Below are 16,279 nucleotides of genomic sequence, written 5' to 3' on the forward strand. Positions count from 1 at the left end.
CGGCGTCAGTCGCCGAGGACCCGCCGCAGGTAGCCGTTGGCGAACAGACGGTCCGGGTCCAGGCGGTCGCGCAGCTCGGTGAACTCGCCGAAGCGCGGGTAGGCCGCGGCGAAGTACGCGGCGTCGCGGGTGTGCACCTTGCCCCAGTGCGGGCGGCCCTCGTGGGCGGTGAAGATGCTCTCCGCGGCGGTGAAGTACCGCTGGTACGGGGTGCCCTTGTACATGTGGACGGCGATGTACGCGCTGTCCCGGCCCGACGCCGTGGACAGCGCGATGTCGTCGGCCGGGGCGGTGCGCACCTCCACCGGGAAGCTGATCCGCAGGTTCGACCGGTCCACCATGGACTTCAGCTCGCGCAGCGTCTCCACGAGGGCCTCACGCGGAACCGCGTACTCCATCTCCACGAAGCGCACCCGGCGCGGAGATGTGAAGACCTTGTAGGGAATGTCGGTGTACGTCCGGGCTGACAGCGCCTTGCTGGAGACCTTGGCGATCGCCGGGATCGTGGCGGGCACGGCCCGGCCGAGCGAATTGACCGCCTGGAAGAGGCCGTTGGAGAGGATCTCGTCCTCCCACAGGCTGCTGAGCGCCGACACCGGGGCCTCGGGACCCGCGCTGCGGTTGTTCCGCTTGGTGTTGCAGTTCCCGGTGTGCGGGAACCAGTAGAACTCGAAGTGCTCGTTCTCGGCGTGCAGTTCGTCGAAGGTGCTGGTGACCTTGTCGAAGGTCATCGGCTCCTCGCGCGCGGTGAGCAGGAAGATCGGCTCCACGGCGAAGGTGATCGCCGTGACGATGCCGAGCGCGCCCAGGCCGATCCGGGCGGCGGCGAAGATCTCCGGGTTCTCCTTCTCGGAGCAGGTGATCAGTTCGCCGCTCGCCGTGACGAGCTCAAGTCCCTTGATCTGCGCGGCGATGGAGGCCGATTCGCGGCCCGTGCCGTGCGTGCCGGTGCTGGTGGCGCCGGAGACGGTCTGCTCCATGATGTCGCCCATGTTCGTGAGCGACAGCCCCTCGCGGGCGAGGGCCAGGTTGAGGCGCTTGAGCGGGGTGCCTGCCTCGACCGTGACGGTCCCGTTGGCGCGGTCGAGGGTGCGGATGCCGGTCAACAGTTGAGGGCGTATCAACACGCCGTCGGTCGCGGCGGCGGCCGTGAAGGAGTGGCCCGTGCCGACGGCCTTCACCTTCAGTCCGTCCTCCGCGGCCCGGCGCACGGCGGCGGTCAGTTCCTCCACCGAGGCGGGCGTCACCTCGCGCACGGGGCGGGAGACGACGTTCCCCGCCCAGTTACGCCACGCTTCGCTGCTCTTGCTGCTGCCCGTCTGCGCCGTGCTCATGGGTTGTTCCTCCCCGCTGCGGAACCGGCTGCTTCAGCCGGCGGTAGCCCAGGAACGCGACCAGGACCGCGACGGCGCCGGAGATGCCCGGCACCCCGTACCCGGCCTTCGCGCCGGCGGCGTCGATCACCCAGCCGGCCACGGAGGAGCCGAGCGCGACACCGGCCGTGAGTCCGGTGCTCACCCAGGTCATGCCCTCGGTCAGTTTCGCGCGTGGTACGTGCTGCTCGACGAGGGCCATCGTCGTGATCATCGTCGGAGCGACGGTCAGGCCCGCTACGAAGAGCGCCACGGCCAGGAGCGACAGGTTCCCGACCAGTTGGAGGGGGATCATACTCACGGCCATCACGCACACACCCACCAGCCACCTGCGCGCGGGAGCCCCCTTGAAGTGCAGCAGGCCGAACACCGCACCGGCGAGGCAGGACCCGGCCGCGTACACGGCGAGCACCAGGCTGGCCATCGACTTGTGCCCCTGGTCCTCCGCGAAGGCCACCGTCACCACGTCGATGGACCCGAAGATCGCGCCCGTGGCGACGAAGGTGGCCACCAGAACCTGCAACCCGCGCGCGCGGAGCGCCGATCCACCGCTGCCGTGCGTACGAGGGTGAGGGAGCGGCTCGGTGGCCCGCTGGCCGGTCAGCCAGAAGACGCCGACCGCGAGGAAACAGCCCGCGAGAAGGGGCCCTGCCTCCGGGAACCAGGCGGTGGACAGGCCGATCGAGATGATCGGCCCGAAGATGAAGCACACCTCGTCGATGACGGACTCGAAGGAGTACGCGGTGTGCAGCTGCCGGGGGGTCTCCCGGTAGAGCACCGCCCACCGGGCACGGATCATCGAGCCGACACTCGGTACGCAACCGATGAACGCGGCGCACAGGAACAGCGTCCACTCCGGCGCCTCGTACTTGGCGCACAGGAGCATCCCCGTGACCGCGACGAGCGAGACCAGCGTGGCGGGGCGGAGCACCCGCCGCTGCCCGTACTGGTCGACGAGGCGCGAGATCTGGGGTCCGATCGCGGCGGCGGACAGCGCCACCGTCGCCGACAGCGCGCCCGCGAGGCCGTAGCGCCCCGTCAGCTGCGAGACCATCGTGACGATCCCGATGCCCATCATCGACAGGGGCATCCGGCCCAGGAACCCGGCCACCGAGAAGCTCTTGGTCCCGGGCAGGGCGAATATGGCGCGGTAGGGGCTGGGCAAAGCGACTCCGGTCAGGCGGGCGCCCCGGGGTGTGCCTGAAGGCGGCTCGGCACGACACTGGGCGTAAGGGGTAAGGCGTAACTGCGACTGATACAGCTTACGCGTGTCATGGTTCGGGCGGCATGGCAGTTTTCCGCCTGTCGGTGCCGGGTGGCAGGATCGAACACATGCCAGACGCGCACGCTGCCGGCCTTGATGCCCGGCCTTACGACGCCCTGTTGCTTCTCTCCTTCGGAGGGCCGGAGGGCCCCGACGACGTCGTCCCGTTCCTGGAGAACGTGACGAGGGGCCGCGGCATCCCCAAGGAGCGGCTCAAGGAAGTCGGCCAGCACTACTTCCAGTTCGGCGGGGTCAGCCCGATCAACGACCAGAACAGGGCGCTGCTCGACGCCCTGCGCAAGGACTTCGCCGAGCACGGCCTGGACCTGCCGGTCTACTGGGGCAACAGGAACTGGGCGCCGTATCTGACCGACACCCTGCGCGAGATGGTCACCGACGGGCACCGCCGCATCCTGACCCTCGCCACCAGCGCGTACGCCTCGTACTCGGGCTGCCGCCAGTACCGCGAGAACCTCGCGGAGTCGCTCGCCGCACTGGAGGCCGAAGGCCTGGAGCTGCCGACGATCGACAAGCTGCGCCACTACTTCAACCACCCCGGCTTCGTGCGACCCATGATCGACGGCGTCCTGAAGTCCCTCGCGGACCTCCCCGACGACGTGCGCTCCGGCGCCCACCTCGCCTTCACCACGCACTCCATCCCCAACGCCGCGGCGGACACCTCGGGCCCCGTGGAGGACCACGGCGACGGCGGCGCGTACGTGAAGCAGCACCTGGACGTCGCGCGGCTGATCGCGGACGCGGTGCGCGAGGAGACCGGCGTCGACCACCCCTGGCAGCTCGTCTACCAGTCGCGCTCCGGCGCCCCGCACATCCCGTGGCTGGAGCCCGACATCTGCGACCACCTGGAGGAGCGGAAGTCCGCCGGGGTTCCCGCCGTCGTCATGGTCCCCATCGGCTTCGTCTCGGACCACATGGAGGTCCTGTACGACCTCGACACGGAGGCCGAGGCGAAGGCCGCGGAGATCGGCCTCCCGGTCCGCCGCTCCGCCACCGTCGGCGCCGACCCGCGCTTCGCGGAAGCCGTGCGCGAGCTGGTCCTGGAGCGGGCCGCCGCGGAGAGCGGCAGGAACGTCACACCCTGCGCACTTGGCGCGCTCGGCGCGAGTCACGACCTCTGCCCGGTGGGCTGCTGCCCGGCCCGCGCCCTCAAGCCCGCGGCCGCGGGCGCCGACAGCCCGTACGCGTAAGGACGCCCGATGACAGATCTGACCGACCTGACGGCCCTGAAGGCAGAGCTGCTCGACGTCGCCCTGGAGGCCGCGGACCGCGCGGGCGCCTTCCTGCGCGACGGCCGCCCCGCCGACCTCGGCGTCGCCGCCACCAAGACGAGCGCCGTCGACGTGGTCACCGAGATGGACATCGCGTCCGAGAAGCTGATCACGGACTTCCTGGCCGAGCGCCGCCCCGACGACGGTGTGCTCGGCGAGGAGGGCGCCGCCTCGGACGGCACCAGCGGCGTCACCTGGGTGATCGACCCCATCGACGGCACGGTCAACTACCTTTACGGGCGCCCCGACTGGTCCGTCTCGATCGCGGCCCGCAAGGACGGCGAGACGATCGTCGGCGTGGTCGCGGCCCCGATGCGGGGCGAGACCTACCGTGCCGTGCTCGGCGAGGGCGCCCACGTGAACGACCGGCGCGCCCGCGCGCGCGTGGCACCACCGTTCGCACAGGCCCTCGTGGGTACCGGCTTCGGCTACCTGGAGGAGCGCAGGGCCCATCAGGCCGACGTCGTACGGGAGTTGATCCCGCGTGTACGCGACATCCGGCGCGGCGGCTCGGCCGCCATCGACCTGTGCGACGTAGCCGTCGGCCGGCTGGACGCGTACTACGAACGCGGCCTCAACCCCTGGGACTTCGCGGCCGGTGAGCTCATCGCGCGCGAGGCGGGCGCCCTGACCGGCGGCCGTCCCGGCGACGTCGCGTCGACCGAGCTGACCGTCGCCGCGCCGCCCGGCCTCTTCGAGCCGCTGCAGAAGTGGCTGGAAGAGCTGGGCGCCTGGCACGACTGAGCCCGAAGCTCCCAAGACGCACGAAAGGGCCCCGGCGCCCGCCTGGATCGAACCAGGCGCCGGGGCCCTCTTGCGTGGTGCCGTGTGTCAGACGCTCGTGGCGTGGATCTCCACGCCGTGCTCGGCCGCGAGGCGGTGGAGATCGTCCAACTCGCCCTGCTCGACCTCGGCAAGGAAGTCGTCGCCGGTCTCGCGCGCCCGCGTCAGGTCGGTCTCGGCCGCCTTTATGCGCTGCAGCAGTCCTGCGGTGAATGCATCCATGGTTGCGCCCCCTCGTCCTGGGTCGTGGGTCGGTGGCACGGGGGTGTGCCCTGTGGAAGGGGCGATCACGTCTCGAGCCGCTCTGCGGAAAGCAAGCTCGACAGCGGCTCGTGGCATGCCACATACAAAGCGTGATCGCGGGTGTAGTGCCGTCCTCCCCACGCACTCTTCCGGAGAAACCTCGACCCCTCCAGAAATCCTGAACGAATCCCGCATTCCTCGGACTCCAGGCCGCCTTACAGCCGGTTTATGGCCGAAAGGGGCAGGATGGGGAACCACAACCCGTGACCGGACCTGCCCCCGCGCGCCCGAGCGCTGCCGGTGGCCGACCAGAGGCATTAGAGGAAGGACAAGCGACGTGCGCGTACTCGTCGTCGAGGACGAGCAGCTGCTCGCCGATGCGGTGGCCACCGGACTGCGCCGGGAGGCCATGGCCGTCGACGTCGTGTACGACGGTGCGGCCGCCCTGGAGCGCATCGGCGTCAACGACTACGACGTGGTCGTCCTCGACCGCGACCTCCCGCTCGTGCACGGCGACGACGTCGCCCGCAAGATCGTCGAGCTGGGCATGCCCACCCGCATCCTCATGCTGACCGCCTCCGGTGACGTGAGCGACCGCGTGGAGGGCCTGGAGCTGGGCGCCGACGACTACCTGCCCAAGCCCTTCGCGTTCAGCGAGCTGACGGCCCGTGTCCGCGCCCTCGGGCGGCGTACGAGCGTTCCGCTGCCGCCCGTCCTGGAGCGTGCCGGCATCAAGCTCGACCCGAACCGCCGCGAGGTGTTCCGCGACGGCAAGGAGATCCAGCTCGCGCCGAAGGAGTTCGCCGTTCTCGAGGTGCTGCTGCGCAGCGAGGGCGCCGTCGTCTCGGCCGAGCAGCTCCTGGAGAAGGCCTGGGACGAGAACACGGACCCGTTCACGAACGTCGTGCGCGTCACCGTCATGACCCTGCGCCGCAAGCTCGGTGAGCCCGCGGTCATCGTCACCGTGCCGGGCTCCGGGTACCGGATCTGATCCGCCGATGGCCTCCTCACCCGCGCCACCCAAGCCCACGGCGCCACCGAAGCCGACATGGATGCCCGGGGCGAAGGACGATCCGCCCTTCCCCTGGCTGCGTCCGACCATCCGCATAAGGCTCACGCTCCTGTACGGCGGCATGTTCCTGATCGCGGGCATCCTGCTGCTGTCGATCATCTATCTGCTCGCGGCACAGGCACTGAACGTGGGCAGCGAGCTGCCGTTCAAGATCGTCACCGACGGCAATTCGGTGAAAATCGTCAGCAACCTGTGCAGCTTCCCGTCCAACCCGTCGGACTCCCAGCTGAACGACGCGCTGAACCAGTGCGTCGCCCAGCAGCGCAATCACGCTCTCGACGTGCTGCTGAGCCGCTCCCTGATGGCGCTGCTCGGTCTCGCGATCATCGCCTTCGCCTTCGGTTACGCGATGGCCGGCCGCGTCCTGTCCCCGCTCGGCCGCATCACGCGCACCGCGCGCCGCGTGGCCGGCACGGACCTGACGCGCCGCATCGAGCTGGACGGCCCGGACGACGAACTGAAGGAACTTTCGGACACCTTCGACGAGATGCTGGACCGCCTGGAGCGGGCGTTCACGGCCCAGCAGCGCTTCGTCGGCAACGCGTCGCACGAGCTGCGCACACCGCTCGCGATCAACCGGACCCTCCTGGAGGTCCACCTCTCCGATCCGGGCGCCCCCGTGGAGCTCCAGCAGCTCGGCAAGACCCTTCTGGCCACGAACGAGCGAAGCGAGCAGCTCGTGGAAGGCCTCCTCCTGCTCGCCCGGAGCGACAACCAGATCGTCGAGCGCAAGCCCGTGAACCTGGCGGAGGTCGCCTCACAGGCGATCGACCAGACCAGGTCCGAGGCCGACGAGAAGGACGTGGAGATCCGCGGTGAGCGCAAGGAAGCGGTCATCCAGGGCAACGGCGTACTCCTGGAGCGCATCGCGCTGAACCTCGTGCAGAACGCCGTTCGGTACAACATCCCCGAGGGTGGCTGGGTCGAGATCGACACCGAGGCGCAGCACGGACAGGCGGTGCTGGTCGTCGCGAACACGGGCCCGGTGGTCCCCGCGTACGAGATCGACAACCTCTTCGAGCCGTTCCGGCGGCTGCGTACCGAGCGCACAGGAAGTGACAAGGGCGTGGGCCTCGGCCTGTCCATCGCGCGGTCCGTGGCGCGCGCCCACGGCGGCCGTATCGCCGCCGAGCCCCGTGAGGGGGGTGGGCTCGTGATGCGGGTCACCCTGCCGATCTGAGGCGGTTCAAGGTGCACAGCGCGTGTGGATCTGACATGCTTCCGCCGACGCGCTGACGGAGTTCGCTTTTAGCGGAATTTTCGGGACCTGCGCCCGGAGAGGGCGTGTGTGATCGATCACAAGGGCGAATTTCCGGTCATCTACGCTCCGTGATCGCACAAGGCGCCGGATAGCCGGGAAAATCCGGGTTTTCGGGCGCCATGATCACGGGAAGTACACGGGATGGCGCCTGTGCGGTGCGGCACGAGGACCGTGTACGGTCCCGTTCGCCACCCAAGCTGATCACTCTTGAGGGATCCGGTTGGGTGTCGATTGAGTAACAGACCTTGATGTGAGGCAAAATCTCCGCCTCAGGTCGGGCACAAGTCCGGCCTCTCATGCGTTACGTGCGCTGAGACACCTGCAGACACCCAGAGGGGGAGAGGCGACATGGCTACGGACTACGACACTCCACGCAAGACCGATGACGACCTCAATGAGGACAGCATCGAAGAACTGAAGTCCCGGCGGAACGACAAGTCCGCGTCGAACGTCGACGTGGACGAGTTCGAGGCGGCGGAAGGCCTGGAACTTCCGGGCGCCGACCTCTCGAACGAAGAGCTGGCCGTCCGCGTCCTGCCCAAGCAGCAGGACGAGTTCACCTGCATGAGCTGCTTCCTGGTGCACCACCGCAGCCAGCTCGCGCGGGAGAAGAACGGGCAGCCGATCTGCCGCGACTGCGACTGAGGCAGGGTCGGGCATGACTGGCTCGACCCCGCCCTGGAAGCGCCGCACCTGGACCAAGCGCCGGGATGCGGCTCAAGGCCCGTCCAAGGCCGTGCGTGACGACGAGCGAGGCTCTTTCCCTGGCGTCTCCGGTACCCCCGGCGACTCCGGAGAAGACGCCTCGCTCGAATCGGCGAACGGACACGAGGTGACGGGCGACCTGGCGGCAGCGGCGACAGCGGGCGTCGTGGACGCCGTGGAACTGCGTGACGCCGACGCGGCCGTGGGCACGGAGACCAAGGCGCAGCTGACCAGACGCCGGGTCACCGCCGTCAGAGACGGCGTCCGAAAGAGCGGTAGCGCCGCGAGAACGGGGATGGCCAAGGGCGGCGCCGCCGCCAAGGCCGGCATCGGCTATCTCGCCGACCAGATCATCAGGAACGCTCCGCGAGTGCCCGTACGGGACCTCGCGGCCCTCCGCAAGCAGTTCCCGGGCCTCGGGCCCGAGCAACTCGCGGACAAACTCGTCGCCGGCGCGGCGAACGCGACGTCCACGGTGGGCGCCGGGGTCGGCGCCGCGGCGATGCTGCCCGTGCCGCCCGCCATGCCCACCGAGCTGGCCGCGGAGATCACGGGCGTGGCGGCCATCGAGCTGAAACTCATCGCCGAACTGCACGAGGTGTACGGCGCGCGCCCGCCCGGCAATCTGAAGGACCGCAGCACGGCCTACCTGCACTCGTGGTCGGACGAGCGGGGCATCGACGTGTCCAGGCCGACGACGATCAACGTGGCGCTCGGCGGTCAGATGAAGCGCGAACTGCGCCAGCAGATCATGAAGCGCATGGTGCGCAACCTGCCCAGCCTGACGCCGTTCATGATCGGCGCGGCGGTGGGGGCGCTGATGAACCGCCGCGACACCAAGAGGCTGGCCGAGCGGATCCGTAAGGACCTGCGGGCCACCCAGGTGCCCTGGGACGCGCTCGGCGATCTGCCGCCCCTGGAGGCCCCGAGGGACGCCCTGGAGATCGAGGGCTGAACCTGCCGGGGGTCTGCCGGAGGCCGAGGCCCGAGCCCGCGGCGCGGGCGTCAGACGCCGGCGCTCAGAGCCTTTGCCAAAGCTTCAGGTTCGCGGGTCGAGAGGTACACGTACGGGGTCGGGTCCTGGGGGTCCGTGATCTCGGCCCGTACGGCCGTCGGGACGTAGCTGCGCAGCACCATGAAGGCGCGCGGGTCGGCCTTGTGCATGCGCCAGGCGCGGGCCTCCTCGGGGTCCAGGACGTGCACCTCGCCCAGCGCCGACAGCGGGATCTTCGCGTCGCCCGCGATCAGCGAGTCGGCCACCACGCGGATCCGGATCGAGCCGTACGAGCTGGTGATCACGGCGGACACGAGCAGTCCGGCGACGAAGCCGCCGAGCAGCGGCAGCGTGCCGAAGGGCAGCGCGATGATGCCGCACGCGAGGCCCACGAGGAATGAGACGAGCCACCACGAACGGGGCGCGGTGAGTCGTTCTTCGTAAGGCGTCGTCGAGAGCTCCATGCGGACAAGCTTGGCACGATGCGTGAAGCCACAGCTGAATGGGGGCGGTCCGCGCGCAGCGCTGTCGGGTAGGGCGGTGGTGGGAGACGGGCGGGCGGGTAAGGTCTGCGCCTGTGAGTGGTACTTCAGCAGCTCTGACGCCCCCGGCCGACGCCATAGCGCCCGTACGGCACCCCGACGCGCCCGCTCCCGGTGAGCTTCTCGGCGCGCACTACGGACACTGTTTCGGCTGCGGCGGCGAACAGCCGCACGGGCTGCACCTGGAGGCGCGGGCCGGCGAGGGTGTCACCGTCACCGCCGAGTTCACCGTGCGCGCCGCCCATCAGGGCGCGCCCGGCCTCGCGCACGGCGGTCTGCTCGCCACCGCGCTCGACGAGACGCTCGGCTCCCTGAACTGGCTGACCCAGACCATCGCCGTGACCGGGCGCCTGGAGACGGACTATGTGCGGCCCGTGCCCGTGGACACCGTGCTGCATCTGTCCGCCGAGATCACCGCGGTGGCCGGGCGCAAGATCTACTCGACCGCGACCGGCCGGATCGGCGGCCCTGACGGGCCCGTCGCCGTCCGCGCCGACGCCCTCTTCATCGAGGTCAAGGTCGACCACTTCATCGACAACGGCCGCAAGGAAGAGATCCAGGCGGCCATGAGCGACCCGGACCAGATCCGGCGTGCCCGTGCCTTCGAGGTGAACCCGTGACGCTTGACGTGCTGATCCGCCGCGTCGACCCCGACGTGCCCCTGCCCGCGTACGCGCAGCCGGGCGACGCGGGCGCCGATCTGCGGACCACCGAGGCGTGCGAGATCGCCCCCGGGGAGCGGGCCGTGCTGCCCACCGGGGTGTCTGTCGCGCTGCCCGAGGGGTACGCGGCCTTCGTGCACCCGCGGTCCGGTCTCGCAGCGCGCTGCGGTGTCGCCCTGGTGAATGCCCCAGGGACGGTGGATGCCGGGTACCGTGGGGAGATCAAGGTGATCGTGGTGAATCTCGACCCGCGCGAGAGCGTGCGGTTCGAGCGCTTCGACCGGATTGCCCAACTGGTCGTCCAGCAGGTCGAGAAGGTCCGCTTCCAGGAGGTCGCGGAGCTTCCCGCATCCGTGCGGGCCGAGGGGGGCTTCGGGTCCACCGGTGGGCATGCCTCCGTAGGCGTCCCGGCCGATGGCGCGGACGGTCAAAAGGGTGGGAATCGATACGCTTCGGTCGTATCCGACCGGGAAGGACAGTGACGTGTTCGGACGTCGCAAGAAGAACGGCGCCGCCGAGGATGCGGCGGGCGAGGCCGAGCAGGTCGTCGACGCTGTCGACAGTGCCGACGTGGACGCCGAGGGTGGCCGGGAGCGTGTCCGGCTCGAGCCCGAGCCGCGTCCCGACGGACCCTGGGACGACTCCGAGGTCCGCGAGCCCGGCGAGGGCCGGGTCGACCTGGGCGGAATCTTCGTCCCCGGCGTGGAGGGCATGGAGCTGCGGGTGGAGGTCGCGGGTGACGCGATCGTCGCGGCGACCGTCGTCCTCCGGGACAGCGCGGTGCAGCTGCAGGCCTTCGCCGCCCCCAAGAAGGAGGGCATCTGGGGCGAGGTCCGCGAGGAGATCGCCACGGGCATCACTCAGCAGGGTGGTGTGATCGACGAGGTCGAGGGCCCGCTCGGCTGGGAGCTGCGGGCCCAGGTGCCGGTGCAGCTGCCGGACGGCACGGGCGGTTTCCAGGTCGTGCGGTTCATCGGTGTGGACGGGCCGCGCTGGTTCCTGCGCGGTGTGATCTCGGGCCAGGGCGCGGTGCAGCCGCAGGCCGCCGGTCTCCTCGAGCAGATCTTCCGGGACACGGTCGTCGTGCGCGGCGAGGGCCCGATGGCCCCGCGCGACCCGATCGTCCTCAAGCTCCCGGAGGATGCGCAGATGGTCGCCGAGAGTGCCGCCCAGGACTCCCAGGAGGGCTCGCGCTTCTCCGGTGGCATGGGTCAGCTGGCCCGTGGTCCGGAGATCACCGAGGTCCGCTGACGCGCTTCTCGTACGTGGCCGGGGGCCGCGCATCCTTCAAGGGTGCGCGGCCCCCGGCTTTTCGCTGTCCGGGGTCCTCAACTGCCGTTCTTTCTTCAGGCCTTGACGGAAGCCTGGTCCGTACCTAGGGTCACCGGCCAGCGCCGTGGTTCATATCGGCGCCCCGCGTTCACATACGAGAACGGATGGCCCCCACCATGCAGGCTCGTCACAGAAGATCGCGCACCACCCTGCTTGCCACCCTCGCCACCACCGTCACGGCCCTGGTCGCCACGGCCGTCGCCTGGCCCGGCGTGGACCGCGCCGAGGCCGCGCCCGCCACCTTCGCCCACCCCGGAGTCACCGTCTCCAAGGGGCAGTTGGACTTCGCCAAGGCCAAGGTCGACGCCGGGGTGCAGCCCTGGAAGGGTGCCTTCGACCAGATGATGGCCAGTAAGTACGCCGACCTGAACCGCACCCCCAAGCCGCGCGCCACCGTCGAGTGCGGCTCGTACTCCAACCCCAACTACGGCTGCACCGACGAGCGCGAGGACGCGATAGCCGCGTACACCGACGCGCTCGCCTGGTACTTCACGCGCGACGAGCGCTACGCGAAGAAGTCGATCGCGCTCATGGACGCCTGGTCCGGAACGATCAAGGAGCACACCAACAGCAACGCGCCGCTGCAGACCGGCTGGGCCGGATCCTCCTGGCCCAAGGCCGCCGAGATCATCAAGTACACGTACAGCGGCGGCTGGGCGAACGAGAGCCGCTTCCGGACCATGCTGCGCGACGTGTACCTGCCGAAGGTCATCAACGGCTCGAACTCCAACGGCAACTGGGAGCTGTCGATGATGGAGGCCGCCGTCGGGATCTCCGTCTTCCTGGAGGACAAGACCTCGTACGACAAGGCCATGGCGAAGTTCCGGACGCGCACGGCCGCGTACGTGTACCTGTCGTCGGACGGGGACCTGCCCAAGCCCGTGCCGAGCCAGAACCTCGACACCAAGGCCAAGATCGTCAGCTACTGGCAGGGGCAGTCGACCTTCGTGACGGGGCTGACGCAGGAGACCTGCCGCGACTTCACGCACACCGGGTACGGCATCTCCGCCATCTCGCACATCGCCGAGACCAGCCGCATCCAGGGCCAGGACCTGTACGGCACGGACGTCGGCGAGCGGCTGCGGCAGGCACTCGGCTTCCAGTCCAAGTACGAACTCGGAGAGGCACCGCCGAGCTGGCTGTGCGGCGGCAGCGTCAAGCGCGGGCTCGGGCCCGTCACCGAAGTGGGCTACAACGCCCTGCACACCCGCCTCGGCACCGCCATGACCAACACCCAGAAGCTCACCGAGCAGCAGCGGCCCGCCGGGTCCGACAACCTGTTCGTGGCATGGGAGACCCTCACCCACGCGGAGAACCCGAGCTAGGGCAGATGTGGGCGGGTGGCTTTGACGCATCAGGGTTGCGTCAAAGCCACCCGCCCACCAGGCGTCCGTCCCATTTGTGAGAATTGCTGGCCGTAAGGTCGAAGCTGCGTGAAGCAGTGACCGGAAGACAATGAGGCCATGGGACGCGGCAAGCTACGGATCTACCTCGGATCGGCACCGGGCGTCGGAAAGACGTACGCGATGCTCTCCGAGGCGCACCGCCGCGTCGAGCGCGGCACCGACTGCGTGGTCGCGCTCGTCGAGCACCACCGCCGGCCGCGCACCGAGGTGATGCTGCACGGCCTGGAGCAGATCCCGCGCAAGGAGATCGAGTACCGGGGGACCGTCTTCCAGGAGATGGACGTCGACGCCGTCCTGCGGCGCGCACCCGCCGTCGCCCTCGTGGACGAGCTCGCCCACACCAACGTGCCGGGCGCGGGCAATGCCAAGCGGTGGCAGGACGTCGAGGAACTGCTGGCCGCGGGTATCGACGTCATATCGACGGTCAACATTCAACATCTTGAGTCGCTGGGTGATGTCGTCGAGTCGATCACCGGCGTACGCCAGCGCGAGACCGTCCCTGACGAGGTCGTCCGCCGTGCGGACCAGATCGAGCTGGTCGACATGTCGCCCCAGGCGCTGCGCCGCCGCATGGCCCACGGCAACATCTACAAGTCCGACAAGGTCGACGCGGCCCTGTCCAACTACTTCCGTCCCGGGAACCTCACCGCCCTGCGCGAGCTGGCCCTCCTCTGGGTCGCCGACCGGGCCGACGAGTACCTCCAGGAGTACCGGGGCGAGCACAACATCCGCTCCACCTGGCAGGCCCGTGAGCGCATCGTCGTCGGGCTGACCGGTGGTCCCGAGGGCCGTACGCTGATCAGGCGCGCGGCGCGGCTCGCGGAGAAGGGCGCCGGGGGTGAGGTCCTCGCGGTGTACATCGCCCGCAGCGACGGGCTGACCGCCGCCTCGCCCAAGGAGCTGGCCGTCCAGCGCACCCTGGTCGAGGACCTCGGCGGAACCTTCCACCACGTCATAGGCGACGACATCCCCGCGGCCCTCCTGGAGTTCGCGCGGGGCGTGAACGCCACCCAGATCGTGCTCGGGTCCTCGCGCCGCAAGACCTGGCAGTACATGTTCGGGCCCGGCGTCGGCGCGACCGTGGCCCGCGAGTCCGGGCCCGACCTCGACGTCCACATCGTCACGCACGGCGAGGTCGCCAAGGGGCGCGGCCTGCCCGTCGCCCGCGGGGCCCGGCTCGGCCGCTCCCGGATCGTGTGGGGCTGGCTCATCGGTGTCGGCGGCCCCGCGCTGCTCTCCCTGATCCTCACGCACGTCGACAGCGACCTCGGGCTCGCCAACGACATGCTGATGTTCCTGTCCCTGATCGTGGCGTCGGCGCTGGTCGGCGGACTGCTTCCGGCGCTCGCCTCGGCCGCGTTCGGCTCCCTGCTCCTGAACTACTTCTTCACCCCGCCGCTGCACCTGTGGACCGTCGCGGACCCCAAGAACATCGTGGCCATCGTGATCTTCATCGGGGTCGCGGTGTCGGTGGCGTCCGTCGTGGACCTGGCCGCCCGGCGCACCCACCAGGCGGCCCGGCTGCGCGCCGAGTCGGAGATCCTTTCCTTCCTCGCGGGCAGCGTGCTGCGCGGCGACACCAGCCTGGAGGCCCTTCTGGAACGCGTACGGGAGACGTTCGCGATGGAGTCCGTCGCGCTCCTGGAGCGGGCGGGCGACACCGAGCCGTGGACCTGCGCGGGCAGTGTCGGGGCGCGGGCGGCCATGACGCGGCCCGAGGACGCCGACGTGGACATGCCGGTCGGCGACCACATGGCGCTCGCTCTGTCGGGGCGGGTCCTGCCCGCGGAGGACAGGCGGGTGCTGGCCGCCTTCGCCGCGCAGGCCGCCGTCGTCGTCGACCGGCAGCGCCTGCAGTCCGAGGCCGACCAGGCCCGCACGCTCGCCGAGGGCAACCGCATCCGTACCGCCCTGCTCGCTGCCGTCTCGCACGACCTGCGCACCCCGCTCGCCGGGATCAAGGCGTCCGTGTCGTCACTGCGCTCCGAGGACATCGAGTGGTCGCCGGAGGACCAGGCCGAGCTGCTCGCGGGGATCGAGGAGGGCGCCGACCGCCTCGACCACCTCGTCGGGAACCTGCTCGACATGTCGCGCCTCCAGACCGGCACGGTCACCCCCCTGATCCGCGAGATCGACCTCGACGAGGTGGTCCCGATGGCGCTCGTCGGCGTACCGGACCCGGAACTCAACGTCGACCTGGACATCCCCGAGTCACTGCCGATGGTGACCGTCGACAAGGGGCTCCTGGAGCGGGCCGTCGCCAACATCGTCGAGAACGCCGTCAAGTACAGCCCGTCCGAGGAGCCCGTCCTCGTCGCCGCCAGCGCGCTCGGCGACCGGGTCGAGCTCCGTGTGGTCGACCGCGGCCCCGGGGTCCCGGACGAGGCCAAGGACCGCATCTTCGAGCCCTTCCAGCGCTACGGTGACGCACCTCGGGGCGCCGGAGTGGGGCTCGGCCTCGCCGTGGCGCGCGGCTTCGTCGAGGCGATGGGCGGCACGCTCACCGCCGAGGACACCCCGGGCGGCGGCCTCACCATGGTCCTGACCCTGCGCGGCGCGACAGCGGCGCCGCAGTCCGGCCCTCATCAAACGTTGATCCGTACGACAGCTCAGAGAGGCAGGTCCGCATGACCCGGGTGCTCGTGGTCGACGACGAACCGCAGATCGTCCGCGCCCTCGTCATCAACCTGAAGGCGCGCAAGTACGAGGTGGACGCGGCCGCCGACGGCGCGCAGGCGCTGCAGCTCGCCGCCGCCCGCCATCCCGACGTGATCGTCCTCGACCTGGGCCTGCCCGACATGGACGGCGTCGAGGTGATCAAGGGACTGCGCGGCTGGACGCGGGTCCCGATCCTGGTGCTGTCCGCCCGGCACTCCTCGGACGAGAAGGTCGAGGCGCTCGACGCGGGCGCCGACGACTACGTCACCAAGCCGTTCGGCATGGACGAGCTGCTCGCGCGCCTGCGGGCGGCCGTGCGGCGGGCCGAGCCGACCGGCGGCGGCGAGGACGAAGGCATCGTGGAGACCGCCGACTTCACGGTCGACATGGCCGCTAAGAAGGTCAACCGGGATGGCCGGGACGTCCGCCTCACGCCCACGGAATGGCACCTGCTGGAGGTGCTGGTGCGCAACACGGGACGCCTGGTGAGCCAGAAGCAGCTGTTGCAGGAGGTGTGGGGGCCCTCCTACGGCACGGAGACCAACTATCTCCGGGTGTACATGGCGCAGTTGCGGCGGAAACTGGAGACCGATCCGTCGCATCCGCGGCACTTCGTCACGGAGCCCGGAATGGGATACCGGTTCGAGAAGTAAGGGCCCGCATTCCGGGGTACACCAGCGGGTACGACCGTGTCA

The 16,279-nt window shown here is 70.0% G+C and carries 16 protein-coding genes; 12 read left to right on the forward strand and 4 right to left on the reverse strand.

Annotated elements, in window-relative coordinates; all coding sequences use genetic code 11:
* Positions 1–5 precede the first annotated feature (5 nt).
* Positions 6–1,334 (reverse strand): D-arabinono-1,4-lactone oxidase, encoded by a 1,329-nt coding sequence (locus B072_RS0141835; protein ID WP_018535986.1) that lies wholly within the window; start codon positions 1,332–1,334, stop codon positions 6–8.
* Entirely contained in the window at positions 1,285–2,538 is a 1,254-nt protein-coding gene (locus tag B072_RS0141840; RefSeq protein ID WP_018535987.1) for an MFS transporter, read from the reverse strand. The genes B072_RS0141835 and B072_RS0141840 overlap by 50 nt, the downstream gene beginning before the upstream one ends.
* A gap of 167 nt (positions 2,539–2,705) precedes the next feature.
* Between B072_RS0141840 and B072_RS0141845 the strand changes: the two genes are divergently transcribed.
* Both B072_RS0141845 and B072_RS0141850 read left to right on the forward strand, forming a co-directional pair.
* A complete protein-coding gene (locus tag B072_RS0141845; RefSeq protein WP_026246892.1) occupies positions 2,706–3,845 on the forward strand; it encodes a ferrochelatase in 1,140 nt (379 codons plus the stop codon).
* Positions 3,846–3,854: 9 nt separating this feature from the next.
* A complete protein-coding gene (locus B072_RS0141850) occupies positions 3,855–4,670 on the forward strand; it encodes an inositol monophosphatase family protein (protein WP_018535989.1) in 816 nt (271 codons plus the stop codon).
* Positions 4,671–4,757: 87 nt separating this feature from the next.
* Here B072_RS0141850 and B072_RS48935 read toward each other — a convergent pair whose 3' ends face one another.
* Positions 4,758–4,931, reverse strand: coding sequence for a hypothetical protein (locus tag B072_RS48935; RefSeq protein ID WP_018535990.1), 174 nt, complete (start codon positions 4,929–4,931; stop codon positions 4,758–4,760).
* Positions 4,932–5,289: 358 nt separating this feature from the next.
* On the opposite strand from B072_RS48935, the gene B072_RS0141860 reads away from it, so the two are divergent.
* From B072_RS0141860 to B072_RS0141875, 4 genes are all read left to right on the forward strand, one after another.
* The gene (locus B072_RS0141860; protein WP_018535991.1) at positions 5,290–5,943 is read left to right on the forward strand and encodes a response regulator transcription factor; all 654 of its coding nucleotides are present in this window, start codon (positions 5,290–5,292) and stop codon (positions 5,941–5,943) included.
* 7 nt (positions 5,944–5,950) lie between these two features.
* On the forward strand, positions 5,951–7,204 hold the full coding sequence (locus B072_RS0141865) for a sensor histidine kinase (RefSeq protein WP_026246893.1): 1,254 nt from the start codon (positions 5,951–5,953) through the stop codon (positions 7,202–7,204).
* Between the two features lie 429 nt (positions 7,205–7,633).
* Positions 7,634–7,930: a DUF4193 domain-containing protein gene (locus tag B072_RS0141870; RefSeq protein ID WP_018535993.1), complete on the forward strand. Its 297-nt coding sequence runs from the start codon at positions 7,634–7,636 to the stop codon at positions 7,928–7,930.
* 13 nt (positions 7,931–7,943) lie between these two features.
* Positions 7,944–8,945: a hypothetical protein gene (locus B072_RS0141875; protein ID WP_026246894.1), complete on the forward strand. Its 1,002-nt coding sequence runs from the start codon at positions 7,944–7,946 to the stop codon at positions 8,943–8,945.
* Positions 8,946–8,995: 50 nt separating this feature from the next.
* On the opposite strand, the gene B072_RS0141880 is transcribed toward B072_RS0141875, so the two are convergent.
* On the reverse strand, positions 8,996–9,448 hold the full coding sequence (locus B072_RS0141880; protein WP_018535995.1) for a DUF3093 domain-containing protein: 453 nt from the start codon (positions 9,446–9,448) through the stop codon (positions 8,996–8,998).
* A gap of 113 nt (positions 9,449–9,561) precedes the next feature.
* Here B072_RS0141880 and B072_RS0141885 point away from each other — a divergent pair, with 113 nt between their 5' ends.
* The 6 genes from B072_RS0141885 to B072_RS0141910 all read left to right on the forward strand — a co-directional run bounded on the left by B072_RS0141885 (position 9,562) and on the right by B072_RS0141910 (position 16,237).
* Positions 9,562–10,146 (forward strand): PaaI family thioesterase, encoded by a 585-nt coding sequence (locus B072_RS0141885; protein WP_018535996.1) that lies wholly within the window; start codon positions 9,562–9,564, stop codon positions 10,144–10,146.
* Positions 10,147–10,154: 8 nt separating this feature from the next.
* Entirely contained in the window at positions 10,155–10,670 is a 516-nt protein-coding gene (gene dut / locus B072_RS0141890) for a dUTP diphosphatase (RefSeq protein ID WP_043245715.1), read from the forward strand.
* A gap of 1 nt (position 10,671) precedes the next feature.
* Complete coding sequence (locus tag B072_RS0141895) at positions 10,672–11,439, forward strand: DUF3710 domain-containing protein (RefSeq protein ID WP_018535998.1); 768 nt, start codon at positions 10,672–10,674, stop codon at positions 11,437–11,439.
* A gap of 185 nt (positions 11,440–11,624) precedes the next feature.
* Positions 11,625–12,845, forward strand: a complete 1,221-nt coding sequence (locus B072_RS0141900) for an alginate lyase family protein (RefSeq protein ID WP_018535999.1) — start codon at positions 11,625–11,627, stop codon at positions 12,843–12,845.
* Between the two features lie 138 nt (positions 12,846–12,983).
* The gene (locus B072_RS0141905; RefSeq protein ID WP_018536000.1) at positions 12,984–15,557 is read left to right on the forward strand and encodes a sensor histidine kinase; all 2,574 of its coding nucleotides are present in this window, start codon (positions 12,984–12,986) and stop codon (positions 15,555–15,557) included.
* Positions 15,554–16,237: a response regulator gene (locus tag B072_RS0141910; protein WP_018536001.1), complete on the forward strand. Its 684-nt coding sequence runs from the start codon at positions 15,554–15,556 to the stop codon at positions 16,235–16,237. The genes B072_RS0141905 and B072_RS0141910 overlap by 4 nt, the downstream gene beginning before the upstream one ends.
* Positions 16,238–16,279: the final 42 nt, after the last annotated feature.

The sequence above is a fragment of the Streptomyces sp. HmicA12 genome (assembly GCF_000373565.1).
In the GTDB taxonomy this organism is placed as follows: Bacteria; Actinomycetota; Actinomycetes; order Streptomycetales; family Streptomycetaceae; genus Streptomyces.

What these genes read in the sequence shown, in the direction of transcription:
- B072_RS0141905 (WP_018536000.1), top strand. Translation starts at nt 12,984, where the DNA reads ATGGGACGCGGCAAGCTACGGATCTACCTCGGATCGGCACCGGGCGTC.
- B072_RS0141900 (WP_018535999.1), top strand. Translation starts at nt 11,625, where the DNA reads ATGGCCCCCACCATGCAGGCTCGTCACAGAAGATCGCGCACCACCCTG.
- B072_RS0141870 (WP_018535993.1), top strand. Translation starts at nt 7,634, where the DNA reads ATGGCTACGGACTACGACACTCCACGCAAGACCGATGACGACCTCAAT.
- B072_RS0141865 (WP_026246893.1), top strand. Translation starts at nt 5,951, where the DNA reads ATGGCCTCCTCACCCGCGCCACCCAAGCCCACGGCGCCACCGAAGCCG.
- B072_RS0141910 (WP_018536001.1), top strand. Translation starts at nt 15,554, where the DNA reads ATGACCCGGGTGCTCGTGGTCGACGACGAACCGCAGATCGTCCGCGCC.
- B072_RS0141875 (WP_026246894.1), top strand. Translation starts at nt 7,944, where the DNA reads ATGACTGGCTCGACCCCGCCCTGGAAGCGCCGCACCTGGACCAAGCGC.
- B072_RS0141835 (WP_018535986.1), bottom strand. Translation starts at nt 1,334, where the DNA reads ATGAGCACGGCGCAGACGGGCAGCAGCAAGAGCAGCGAAGCGTGGCGT.
- B072_RS0141880 (WP_018535995.1), bottom strand. Translation starts at nt 9,448, where the DNA reads ATGGAGCTCTCGACGACGCCTTACGAAGAACGACTCACCGCGCCCCGT.
- B072_RS48935 (WP_018535990.1), bottom strand. Translation starts at nt 4,931, where the DNA reads ATGGATGCATTCACCGCAGGACTGCTGCAGCGCATAAAGGCGGCCGAG.
- B072_RS0141845 (WP_026246892.1), top strand. Translation starts at nt 2,706, where the DNA reads ATGCCAGACGCGCACGCTGCCGGCCTTGATGCCCGGCCTTACGACGCC.
- B072_RS0141850 (WP_018535989.1), top strand. Translation starts at nt 3,855, where the DNA reads ATGACAGATCTGACCGACCTGACGGCCCTGAAGGCAGAGCTGCTCGAC.